The following is a 12350-nucleotide window of genomic DNA, read 5'->3' on the forward strand; positions in this document are numbered from 1 at the left end:
AACCCTCCGATCGCTGCTATTCCCAGATTTTCTTGATTCAATTTTTAAAAAGTGAAAAAAAACGAGAATAAAGGCGAAGATTATGCTTCCGAAGCAGCTCTTCAGAAAGCTTTTAGCTTCACTTCTTCAGGTTATTTCTGTCCTCTACGTTCTCGTGTAAATCTTTAGTCCAATCTATACAGTGAAATTTGAACGGAAATCATACGATTAATTCTTTTTGCTGCGCACTTCGAAAATAGCAAATTTGAGGTAATGTCCTTCATCCACACCCAAAATTTGCGGGTGATCCTTACCAGCTGCCTTCCAGTCGATTAGACGCAGTACTTTTCCTGCATCTTCTGCTGCCTCGGCAATCGTGTCCAAGAAAAGGTCAGGACGCATGTGATACGAACAGCTGGCTGTTACCAAATATCCGCCTTCATTAACCAGTTTCATACCTTGCAGGTTGATATCCTTATACCCGCGGCATGCACCTTTAACTGCTGATTTCGTCTTGGCAAACGCCGGGGGATCGAGGATGACTACATCAAATGTTTTACCGCCAGCTGCAAGCGCTTTGGAAGTATCTACTTTTTGTTCGCCAGCGCGCGCACGTGCAGTACGTTCATCCAGCCCCTTCACTTGTTCACGCAAGTACTGGAATGCATCAGCAACTACGAATTCGACCCGGTCGGTGAAACCATTCAACTCCACATTTGTTCGTGCACTCTCAATGGCATGCTCCGAAATATCAAGACAAGTCACTTTTTTAGCTCCATACTTGCAAGCATTCAACGTAAAGCTGCCCGTGTGTGAGAAACACTCCAGTACAGTGGCACCATCCCAATATGGGAATGTAACTACCTTACCGCTTTTATTCACAGGCAAGAGCTGCTCTGTGCCATCCTGCTCAGTCGTTTGAAGTGTGATTCCACTCTTGTAGCCCCAACCCTTCATGAGCGGTTCGATCGCTGCACGATTCTCACGTTGATCGAAGAAGTAACCTGTCTTCTGTCCTTCCACGATATCGACTTTAATGAGTAGTCCATTCTCTGTAACCGTGACATGCCGTGGGCACTCTCCGTACAGCGGACCTTTGGTCTGCTCCAAACCTTCCAGTTCACGAATCGAGACATCACTGCGCTCGTAAATGCCTTCAGGCTGCATTACTTCAATGAGTGCCTGTACAATGGCTTCACGGCAACGATCCATGCCAAGTGTAAGCAACTGTACAACGAGAATGCTGCCGAATCGGTCAACGATTAATCCTGGCAGAAAATCAGCTTCGCCGTAAACGAGACGGTAAGCCTCTCCATCCTGGATAAAACGTTCCCGATGACGCAAGCAATCGCGGAAACGCGCTGCAAAAAACGCCGTATCCATTTGTTCGGACTCCAAAGGTTGATAAGCTACAACCCTTACAGTGATTTGAGATGCGGGATTGTAATATCCTGTCGCCAGATAGCGACCTTGATGATTCAATACATTGACCAGATCTCCCGGTTCCGGGTTTCCGTCAACAGAGGCAATTTCGTTGTTAAATATCCATGGATGTGCATGTTCAAGCCGCTTTTTGCGACTGCGTTCGAGTGTAACTGATGGCAAGGTAGATCCACTTCTTTCATAGTTAGTTGAAAAGATAGGTTTAGTGCAAAGGAGACGCTACGGCGACGAATTGTTCCTCTGATCGCTGTTATCCCCAGATTTTTTGATTCCCTTTCTTTAAAGGGAAAATCCGGGGATAAAGGCGAGCGCTTCGCTTCTTCGGTAACAATTTCGTCTTCTTCGCTACGTTTGCACGAATCACCGTATCTTTCGAATTGGGGCGGGTAATTTAGACGCATTTCCGTAATTTTGAATGAAGGAACGGAATGGTCGGTTCCCTCTGATTTCCTTCAGGCTTGTCATGGTTGTCTTTTCTTACTCATAGGATGAGTTAAGGAACCCGGACGGAAGGAATGATGTTTCTATGTTTAGAGATGTTATATTGCCCCTACTTTATGGGCTTATTATCTTTTTTGGTGGCATGAAGCTGATGGAAACGGCCTTGCAGCGCATGGCTGGGCCCATGTTGGAAAGTTGGCTCAATCGGGCCACCTCTGCTCCATGGAAAGGCATGGCCTTCAGTGCAGGTGCAACGGCTCTGTTACAGAGCAGTACTGCAGTCACCGTACTCACCATTGGACTGGCTAATGCCAGATTAATTACCTATGGGCGGACACTCGGCATCATCCTCGGCACCAACATCGGGACATGCCTGACAACGGAGCTGGTGGGACTGCAGATCGGGCGAGCTTCCCTGCCATTGCTTGTCCTGTCGCTGACGGGCTGGGCCATGTTTGTTGTACTTGGTGAACGCAATCTGACCGCTCCTGAACGTACGCGCCAGACTCTGTTTAACATCCAGTACAGCTTCCTCTCAGCTGCGGGATTTGCACTTGTTATGACAGGCATTCAGGTGATGCAATCCATTGCCTTACCCTTGCGGAGCATGGGCGTATTTCAATGGTTTCTCGACCGCTCGGCCGACAGCTTGTGGTGGGGCTTCCTGGCAGGTGCCTGTTTGACAGCGCTCATTCACAGCAGCGCTGCTGTCATTAGCATGGCGATTACGCTCGCAGCCACAGGGGTATTACCTGTGGAAATCGGCATCGCCATTGTGATCGGGTCCAATGTGGGGACCTGCATCACCGCTGTGATCGCTGCCGCGGGTGGAGCATCCGCAGGCAAGTTTGTCGCAGCCTCCCATGTTGTATTAAACATTGCGGGAGCACTGCTCTTTATGCCGCTGATCGGCCAGCTGCATGCAGCTTCGGCCTGGCTGTCAGCGGACAACGGGGCACAGATTGCGCATGCCCAGACCCTTTTTAACATCACCAGTTCACTGCTTGCTTTACCGTTCTGTTACTTGCCCATCTGGCACAAAAAACCACCGGTCCACGCCCCCGCGGCGAAGTCACCCGTGGCTTGATGATCTGCCTATCGGACCCACAAGGCGCGAGGGCTAACTGACTCGAACCAGAACTATAATGCGTTATACGTTAATGCCTAACTTGTTCAGGGCTACACGCAAGATATCATCGTTATTATCATATCCGCTCTGCTGCTGTAAGGACCATGCTTCTTCCGGAGCATACCAATCCACACCCTTGATTTCTTCAATCTGAGGCTGTAGATCACCACTCTTGGCTTCAACGAGATAATAATGGACTTCCTTGTCCACCGGGCCAAAATCTGCATGTTGGTACGTGTAAGCAATGATGTCAACCGGTTCTACAATGCGACCCACCATACCTGTCTCTTCCAAAATCTCGCGCAGTGCCGTCTGTTCGATTGTTTCTCCCTCTTCCATTTTGCCCTTGGCGAGAGTTGTTTTACCGTAACGATCTACGATAAGCTGAATTTGAAGACGTCCGTCTTCCCCTGTTCTATAAACAACTCCGCCTGCTGAAATTTCTTTTTTGTTCATCGTGCTCTCCCCCATCAACTTCGATATCTTTATCTTATTTTTTGCAAAAGAAGGACCTCATCTCCCCGGGTAAGCTCCCCAAGGAAATGAAATCCTTGTTTCTGACGCCTCGATCACATCGCGGCGGACTTAAGATTCTCTTCCAACACACGTACCAGCGTAGCCTGACTCTCGTTGACGCCGGCTTCAACCACTTTGACTCGGCACACTTTACCGACCATATCCATCGTTCCGTCAAAGACCAGTTGAATGTAGTTGTCGCTATAACCGTGCAGTTTGCCACTTCCCTCGCGGCCTTTGGCTTCACCTTCGGGAATAACATCCAGTACCTGTCCGACAAACTGCTCAGCATACTCCAGCTGCATCTGCTCAGACAAGTCAATCAGTTCATGCACACGTGCATTTTTGACCTCTTCGTCCACCTGATCTTCCATTCGTGCTGCTGGCGTACCCGTACGCTTGGAATAAGGGAATACGTGCATTTCGGAAAAACCGATCTTCCGCATCAACTCATAGCCATTACGGTACATCTCATCCGTCTCACCCGGAAATCCAACAATGATGTCTGTTGTAATCGCTACATCCGGCATTGCTTCCCGAATGCGAAGCATCTTGTTGTAAAACTCTTCTGTCGTATATTTACGGCGCATGCGTTTCAACACCGTATCATCACCCGCTTGCAGCGGAATATGGAAGTGACGAACCAGTTTGTCTGAACGTTTGATCACGTCAAGCATGCGGTCATCAATCTGGCTGGCTTCAATCGAGCTGATTCGAATACGCTCCAAACCCTCTACCTTGTCCAGGTCCCACAGCAGATCGGTCAGATCATAATTCTCCATGTCATCGCCATACCCACCTGTATGAATACCGGTCAGAACAATCTCCTTGTATCCGGCGTGTACGAGTTGATGCGCCTGTTGAATAATGCTGTTTGCCTCACGGCTGCGTGAGAGACCCCGAGACCACGGAATAATGCAAAATGTACAGAAGTTATTGCAACCATCCTGAATTTTCAGGAATGCTCGGGTACGGTCAGCAAAATCCGGTACGTCCATTTCTTCAAATACACGGGTTTTCATAATATTACGCACCGCGTTAACCGGTTGACGGGACTCCTGGATTTCATTAACATATGGCAAAATCTTGTCACGGTCCTGTGTACCGATAACCAGATCCACCCCTGGGATGTCCAGAATCTCTGCCGGAGAAGTCTGCGCGTAGCAGCCTGTAACGGCCACAATCGCCTCCGGGTTGCGCCGAATGGCACGACGAATAATTTGACGGCTCTTTTTGTCGCCGGTATTGGTTACTGTACAAGTATTAATCAAGTATACATCCGCTGTCTGTTCATCAAAGTCCACTTGATCGTAACCTTCGTTTTTGAACAATTGCCAAATCGCCTCTGTATCATAGAAATTAACTTTGCAGCCTAAGGTGTAAAACGCCACGGATGGCATAATTACATTCCTCCCATTTCTCCGGATTCATATAACACGCAAGTTAGTGCCGCCATTCCAGCTGTCTCAGCACGCAAAATGCGTTTGCCCAGTCCAACAGATACAGCACCTGCCTGATCAGCCTCTGCCGTCTCCTTCTCAGAAAATCCACCTTCCGGTCCAACCACGATCAAAACTTCTGCACTTGCATCAGGTGCAAGCTGCTCAACAAACGGTTTCAATGCATCTCTCAGCTGTTTACCGTTTTCTTTCTCATAACAATAACATACCAGGCTGTAGCCCTCAAAAGAAGATAACAGCCCTTTCCAGGAAAGCGGCTGCTCGACGGAAGGAATGCGATTCCGGTGACTCTGTTCGGCAGCTTCCTTGGCAATTTTCCGCCAGCGCTCCAACCGTTTGCCTTCTTTCTTGGCGTCATATTGCACAATCGTACGTTCTGATAGGAAGGGTACAAATGATACCGCCCCAATCTCTGTACATCTCTGGATCACTGTTTCCATCTTGTCGCCCTTGGGCAAACTCTGTGCCACAGTTACACGAATCCGTGCTTCATGGTCCATCTCGAGAGGTTCCACAATATTCGCTGTCACTTGGCCAACTTCAATGGTCTCAATTTCCACGAGTGCTTCTCTGGAGTTTCCGTCACTGACAATCAGTTTATCTCCAGGCTTACCACGCATGACCTTGCCGATATGGCGTGCATCATCACCTGTGATGATCACAGCGTGTTCATTAAACTGTTCTGCAGATACAAAATATCGCTGCATTAGTCAATCCACCCATTCTGTCCTGTTATGACTGGAATTCACCGCGCCTAATGACAAGCGTGAATCCAATCGCCACAGATGATCATACAACTTTTACGTGTTTCTGACCAGTATTCCGGTCCAATACAAGATGCGCTTTTAGCGATATAGTTCAATAACCAGCTTTGCCAGATCCACATACATCGTTTGCGCAAACTCATACAAAGGTTGAATCGTCACATTTTGCAACGGAGGTATAACAAGAATCAATAGGAAGATAAAAATGGACCATTGCTCCACCCCTTGTAGCTTGCGGCTGATTGCAGGTGGCACTAAATCTTCCAGAATCCGATAACCATCCAGTGGGGGCAACGGAATCAAGTTAAACAGGAACAGGAAAAAGTTGGTTAAGTTAAAGATAGCGAAGAACGTTGTGATTGCTGTCAGCAACCGCTCATTATCAATGCCGCCGAGTGCTCCCGAACCAACCAGTGAAGCATAGATGATTGTACCAATGATCGCGAGCAACAGATTACTCAGAGGCCCTGCTGCGGATACGATGATGCCCATCAATCTAGGTTTTTCGAAGTTAGCCCGATTAACCGGAACTGGACGCGCCCAACCAAAGCCAGCAATAATGAGCAACAGCACACCAAATAAGTCAAAGTGTACAACCGGATTCAGTGTGACCCGACCCAACAGCTTGGCTGTTGGATCACCGAATTTGTTGGCAAAATACGCATGCGAGAATTCATGCACCGTAAATGCGATCAGAATGGTCAGCAGGAAAAACGGAAGCTGATCGATCGGATAACGAAAGAACGAATTCCAAAAGTCCATACGTTACCCCTTTCTGGCTACAAACGCGAGCCAATCCTCATCACGGTGGATGGCACTTACTTCAAACCCGGAGGCTACCAGAGCATCATGTACAACCTGCTCTTTGTTCTTCCAAATGCCAGATACAATATAGGTGCCACCCGACTCAAGTGCATTGTACACATCGTCCACGAACAACAAAATGATCTCAGCTAGAATGTTCGCCACCACAACCTTAACCGGTAATTGCACACCAAGCGCAGGGTCTTGACTCCCAAGGACGGACAACAGATCACTTTCTTTAACCGTAATTTGTTGCTCCAGCCCGTTCAGTTCCACATTCTCTCTGGCACTGATTACCGCAACCGGATCAAGATCGAGCGCCAGCACATGTTTTGCCCCGAGTTTAATCGCGCCTATAGCCAAGATGCCAGAACCTGTACCTACGTCAATGACTTCCTCACCGCCCTGAATAACTGTTTCCAGTGTGCGCAAGCAGAGGGAGGTCGTTGGGTGTGTTCCTGTACCAAAAGCCATGCCGGGATCAAGCTCAATGATTTTCTCATCCGAACTTTCTGGCGTATACTCTTCCCACGTTGGTTTAATCGTGAGACGTTCCGATACACGTACCGGCTTGAAATATTGCTTCCAGGCTGTTGCCCAGTCATTTTCATCCACTGTACGCGTCTCATAACGAACCTCACCTGTATCAATTCCGAATTCAGAGAGTTCCTCAACTCTAGGATTAACTTCTGACTGTAGTGCAACCATATCCGTACCTTCGGAGAAGTAGCCTTTGATGACCGCAAAGCCTTCCGGAATATCATTCAAAGGAACGTCGTATAACTCACCATATGTCGTGTCCCGTTTTTTATTTAAAGTACCGGACTCTTCAATCGAAACCCCTCCAGCACCCGCTTCATGTAAAAAATTCGAAATCATCTCCACAGCTTCTTCTGTGGTATGTATTGTTAGTTCATGCCATAACATACTTGGTTTTTCCTCCTCATTTTTCAAACATCCCAACTATTGTACTACACAAGCTAGCCGGAGCACAAAGCCGCACCAGTAAAAGAAAAACAAAACAGGATATCCGCAGCCTGACTGCTCGAATATCCTGTCATCTATTCATACATATCTGTTTCATTTACTTCAGCATTTTGCAACATTCGAATCTCACTTAGCAAAAACGTCCACCATTCTGCGTGATCATCTCTGCGGCTTGCGGGAGCGAATCGTTGGATACGGACACGGTAAGCAAAATTTCCTGTTTTAGCCTGTTTGCCGAATCCTCTTCGGGTGTATCATACACCTGACCATTGGACAACATTTCCGTGTCATCACTAATCAGGGCAAGTACATTCAATTCGCCACTAAATCCTCCGACGACGGCTGTAGGAGAATTATCGAAGCCCTTAACATCGTTTGAATCCAATGCAGACGATTCATTGCCAAGACTCTCTATACTCAATTGGTTTGGGTGCAACAATTCCAGGGCTCTGCGTGCAGACTCGGCCTCAGTCCAGCTTGTAAAAACAGCTTCGAGGGTCACTGCCGAGCGATCTTCAGTCATGAAGCTCCCGTCCCTGACGTCGATCAGCCGCTTCACTGCGGCGTAATGCTTCGATATCTTCATGATCCGCAGCTTCAGCGCTGAATTCCACGTCCTCATTTTTTGCGGATTGCATACGTTTCATCTTTTCCGTTTTCGTTAAAATCTTGCCTGGACGTTCATGTTCTGCCATTGTAATGCTCCTCCTTCAAATTGTATAAGTTCAACTAAATCATATTTACACTGACACTCCGATGACAGAACAACCTTCCGATCGCTGTTATCCCCAGATTTTTTTAATTCCCTTCTTCCAAAGGAAAAATCCGGGGATAGCGTATGCTTCCGAAGTAGCTTTCTTGCGAAAGCTTTTAGGCGAACGCTTCGCTTCTTCAGTTTTTTCTGTCCTCTCCGTTATTGTGTAAATGTTTAGATTGAATCTTATATTGTGATCTAAATATAGATTTCTTGAAACTAGATCATTCCACCGGCTTGTTCGATTATAGACATGGCGCGGTGATGTACCGATTCATCTACGATGACCGTTAGTAATACATCCCTTCCCGTAGGTCCACCTTGTCCACCATCACTCATGCCGCTTGCAGAAGGGTCCGCCGCAGCCATGATTCCAGCACTGGCATTTGTTTGCATCGAATCGGGCACCCATGATGAAAAACTGCCGGAAACGCCCGGCTTGTAGGAAGCCCCGCTTGGTCCTACACCCGCATAACGGCTGAATCGATTAATCGACAGGTCCTCCACTCGCAATGCCTCCAGTTTTTTGGCTGCCCCTTGGGCCTGCTCCGGGCTGTGAAAGTACGCCAAAATATTTTTCTCGGTCATCCGCTTCACCTGCTTCCTAATTTCTCGCATATCAGCTATGCATATCATTCTCGCCATGCTATCTTTCCGCAAGTTCGCTCAGAATATACCGAAATGCTCCCACAAATTACTTTCGTTCTTCGTAGCATATATCCATGGACTTTGCCAAAACCACTGAACCACTAAAAAAAGGCGTACAAAAAAGGACACCCTGCGGTAAAAACCGTTGTGGTGTCCTTTTGGAATTGCTATATGTTATTCTCAGTCGCCTCGGAAGGCGCGTTTCACTCGATCAAAGAAAGATTGTTCATGCTCATGTGTCTGTTCTCCATCCAGCGCAGCAATTTGGCGAAGCAGATCTTTCTGCTCGTCATTCAGCTTACTAGGTGTAACCACAACCACTTTCACATGTTGATCCCCTTGCCCCATACCGCGCAGGCGTGGTACGCCTTTGCCTTTGAGACGGAAATACGTTCCCGTTTGTGTACCGGCTGGTACTTTCAACTTCACTTTCTCGGTCAACGTCGGGATCTCAACCTCATCTCCCAGAGCTGCCTGAGCAAAGGTAAGTGGGATTTCGCAATAAATATCGTCGCCTTCACGCTCGAAGAAATCATGTGTCTTCACGCGAATGACAATATACAGATCTCCGGCTGGTCCGCCACGCAGGCCTCCCTCGCCCTCACCTGTCATACGCAGTTGCGCGCCGTCATCTACACCCGCTGGAATGCGAACATGGATTTTGCGTTGCTTGCGGACTTTACCGCTACCACTGCACGTCGTACATTTTTCTTTGATAATCTGGCCCGAACCACTACAGTTCGAACATGCACGACGATTAACCATACGACCAAACGGTGTATTTTGCACGACTTCCTGCTGACCGCTACCTTGGCAGACCGAGCAGGTTTCCGGTTTCGTTCCAGGTTTGGCACCTGAGCCATGACAGGTATCACAGCCTTCGGTACGCGGAATCGTAATATCGGTTTCTTTACCAAATACGGCTTCCTTGAACTCGATCGTCATTGTGTACTGCAGATCATTTCCCCGTTGCGGAGCATTAGGATCACGTCGTCCACCGCCACCGCCGCCAAAGAACATGTCGAAGATGTCGCCAAATCCGCCACCGCCAAAATCACCGCCACCACCGAATCCACCTTGATTCGGATCGACATGACCATATTGATCATATTGTGCACGCTTCTGACCGTCACTCACTACGTCGTAAGCTTCTTTAACTTCTTTAAATTTAGCTTCCGCATCAGCAGCCTTGTTTACGTCAGGGTGATACTGACGGGCAAGCTTACGGTAAGCCTTTTTAATCTCATCGTCGTTAGCCGTTTTACTAACGCCAAGCACCTCATAATAATCACGCTTTTCAGCCACTCTTCCACCCCCATATCATTCACCTTATCGCACATCGTGACAAAAGGAAAGCCAAAGCGCGGGAGCCCCGGCTATGACTTTCCCTCTAATTCGAACGTCACCGATGTTTAATTCGCGTAGAACTACGAATTAGTTTTGTTTTTTATCTTCATCCACAACTTCGTAATCAGCGTCTACGACGTTGTCACGTTTTGCGGAACCTTGTTGCTCTTCAGTACCTTGCGCTTCTTGCTCTTGCGCCTGAGCCTGCTCATACAGTTTCACGGACAGTTGTTGAACGATCTCTGTCAGTTCTTCTGTAGCAGCTTTGATATCTTCCAGGTTGTCGGAAGCCAGAACGCCTTGCAGTTTTTCTTTGGCAGCATTCGCTTTTTCAACTTCGCCAGCATCAGCTTTTTCGCCAAGATCTTTAATCGTTTTGTCAACAGAGTAGATCAATTGATCTGCACTGTTTTTCGCTTCAACGAGTTCTCTGCGTTTTTTATCTTCTTCAGCGTGCAACTCAGCATCTTTCATCATTTGCTCAACTTCAGCATCGCTCAAACCGCTGGAAGAAGTAATTGTGATTTTTTGAGTTTTGTTCGTACCTTTATCCGTTGCAGATACGTTAACGATACCGTTGGCATCAATATCGAAGCTAACTTCGATCTGTGGAACGCCACGTGGAGCTGGTGGAATATCACCCAACATGAAACGTCCAAGCGATTTGTTACCCGCTGCCATCTCACGCTCACCTTGCAGAACATGAATCTCAACACTTGGTTGATTGTCTGCATAAGTGGAGAACACTTGAGATTTGCTTGTAGGAATCGTAGTGTTACGCTCGATCATTTTAGTGAATACGCCACCCGCTGTTTCGATACCCAGGGACAATGGCGTTACGTCGAGCAATACAACGTCTTTCACGTCACCTGTCAGTACGCCCGCTTGTACAGCAGCACCCAAAGCTACAACTTCATCCGGGTTAACGCCTTTGTGTGGCTCTTTACCCGTCAGTTTTTTGATAGCTTCTTGTACTGCTGGAATACGTGTCGAACCACCAACCAATACGATCTTGTCGATATCGTTAGGCGTCATACCCGCATCACTCAATGCACGACGAGTTGGTTCAAGCGTACGCTCAACCAGACCTGCAGAGATTTCTTCAAATTTCGCACGGCTCAGGTTCAACTCCAAATGTTGTGGAACGCCATCAGCAACTGTGATGAACGGCAAGGAGATCGTTGTAGTCAATACGCCGGAAAGTTCTTTTTTCGCTTTTTCCGCTGCATCTTTCAAACGTTGAACCGCTGCCTTATCTTTACTCAAGTCAATGCCTTGATCTTTTTTGAATTCACTTACGAGGTAATCAATGATCACTTGGTCAAAGTCATCCCCGCCTAGTTTGTTGTCCCCGCTAGTTGCTTTAACTTCGAAGAAGCCATCACCCAGTTCAAGAATGGATACGTCGAACGTACCGCCACCCAGGTCATATACGAGGATCGTTTGGTCTTCGGATTTCTCCATACCGTATGCCAATGCTGCTGCTGTCGGCTCGTTGACGATACGCAGAACTTCCAAACCTGCAATTTTACCAGCATCTTTAGTCGCTTGACGCTGACTGTCATTGAAGTAAGCTGGTACAGTGATAACTGCTTGAGTTACCGTTTGACCCAGATAAGCTTCAGCATCAGTTTTCAATTTTTGCAGAATGATTGCAGAGATCTCTTGTGCGGAGTAGTCTTTGCTATCGATTGTTTCCTTGTGGGAAGTACCCATGTGACGTTTGATCGACATGATGGTACGATCCGGATTGGTGATCGCTTGACGTTTTGCTGTTTCACCTACAACGCGCTCTCCATCTTTTTTGAAACCGACTACGGATGGAGTTGTACGTGCGCCCTCCGGATTTGGAATTACGACAGCCTCGCCGCCTTCCATTACTGCTACGCATGAGTTTGTTGTTCCTAAGTCAATACCAATTACTTTGCTCATCCGAAAATTTCCTCCCTCAACAATTTAAAATGAATGGGTCTGATCTGACCCTTATTTAGATGTTCATGTTGCTAATCGTGCTCTATGTGTACAAACCTTTATATTAAACTTCGCCCACATTGTTCAACTATGGAGCCGACTCATTC

12 protein-coding genes are annotated in these 12350 nt (G+C 47.5%); 1 reads left to right on the plus strand and 11 read right to left on the minus strand.

Features of this window, described 5'->3' with window-relative positions; translation table 11 throughout:
* Window positions 1–207: 207 nt before the first annotated feature.
* On the minus strand, window positions 208–1584 hold the full coding sequence (locus MHB85_RS22245; RefSeq protein ID WP_341073704.1) for a class I SAM-dependent rRNA methyltransferase: 1377 nt from the start codon (window positions 1582–1584) through the stop codon (window positions 208–210).
* Window positions 1585–1948: 364 nt separating this feature from the next.
* On the opposite strand from MHB85_RS22245, the gene MHB85_RS22250 reads away from it, so the two are divergent.
* The gene (locus MHB85_RS22250) at window positions 1949–2950 is read left to right on the plus strand and encodes a Na/Pi cotransporter family protein (RefSeq protein ID WP_105599743.1); all 1002 of its coding nucleotides are present in this window, start codon (window positions 1949–1951) and stop codon (window positions 2948–2950) included.
* Window positions 2951–3013: 63 nt separating this feature from the next.
* Here MHB85_RS22250 and MHB85_RS22255 read toward each other — a convergent pair whose 3' ends face one another.
* The 10 genes from MHB85_RS22255 to dnaK all read right to left on the minus strand — a co-directional run bounded on the left by MHB85_RS22255 (window position 3014) and on the right by dnaK (window position 12204).
* Complete coding sequence (locus MHB85_RS22255; RefSeq protein ID WP_105599745.1) at window positions 3014–3448, minus strand: NUDIX hydrolase; 435 nt, start codon at window positions 3446–3448, stop codon at window positions 3014–3016.
* Between the two features lie 113 nt (window positions 3449–3561).
* A complete protein-coding gene (gene mtaB, locus MHB85_RS22260; RefSeq protein WP_047843791.1) occupies window positions 3562–4908 on the minus strand; it encodes a tRNA (N(6)-L-threonylcarbamoyladenosine(37)-C(2))-methylthiotransferase MtaB in 1347 nt (448 codons plus the stop codon).
* Window positions 4909–4910: 2 nt separating this feature from the next.
* Window positions 4911–5675 carry an RsmE family RNA methyltransferase gene (locus tag MHB85_RS22265; protein ID WP_192133644.1) on the minus strand — a complete coding sequence of 255 codons (765 nt, stop codon included), beginning with the start codon at window positions 5673–5675 and terminating at the stop codon, window positions 4911–4913.
* A gap of 138 nt (window positions 5676–5813) precedes the next feature.
* Window positions 5814–6494 carry a site-2 protease family protein gene (locus tag MHB85_RS22270; protein WP_091013958.1) on the minus strand — a complete coding sequence of 227 codons (681 nt, stop codon included), beginning with the start codon at window positions 6492–6494 and terminating at the stop codon, window positions 5814–5816.
* Between the two features lie 3 nt (window positions 6495–6497).
* On the minus strand, window positions 6498–7463 hold the full coding sequence (gene prmA, locus MHB85_RS22275; RefSeq protein ID WP_105599750.1) for a 50S ribosomal protein L11 methyltransferase: 966 nt from the start codon (window positions 7461–7463) through the stop codon (window positions 6498–6500).
* 190 nt (window positions 7464–7653) lie between these two features.
* A complete protein-coding gene (locus MHB85_RS22280; protein WP_105599752.1) occupies window positions 7654–8046 on the minus strand; it encodes a hypothetical protein in 393 nt (130 codons plus the stop codon).
* A complete protein-coding gene (locus tag MHB85_RS22285; RefSeq protein WP_017687220.1) occupies window positions 8039–8218 on the minus strand; it encodes a YfhD family protein in 180 nt (59 codons plus the stop codon). The genes MHB85_RS22280 and MHB85_RS22285 overlap by 8 nt, the downstream gene beginning before the upstream one ends.
* A 278-nt stretch (window positions 8219–8496) precedes the next feature.
* Window positions 8497–8865, minus strand: coding sequence for a hypothetical protein (locus tag MHB85_RS22290; protein WP_017687219.1), 369 nt, complete (start codon window positions 8863–8865; stop codon window positions 8497–8499).
* Between the two features lie 240 nt (window positions 8866–9105).
* The gene (gene dnaJ / locus MHB85_RS22295) at window positions 9106–10230 is read right to left on the minus strand and encodes a molecular chaperone DnaJ (protein WP_091013948.1); all 1125 of its coding nucleotides are present in this window, start codon (window positions 10228–10230) and stop codon (window positions 9106–9108) included.
* Window positions 10231–10359: 129 nt separating this feature from the next.
* Entirely contained in the window at window positions 10360–12204 is a 1845-nt protein-coding gene (dnaK, locus tag MHB85_RS22300; RefSeq protein ID WP_192133641.1) for a molecular chaperone DnaK, read from the minus strand.
* Window positions 12205–12350 lie beyond the last annotated feature (146 nt).

Source organism: Paenibacillus sp. FSL K6-4396 (genome assembly GCF_038002525.1).
Taxonomy (GTDB): domain Bacteria; phylum Bacillota; class Bacilli; order Paenibacillales; family Paenibacillaceae; genus Paenibacillus; species Paenibacillus amylolyticus_B.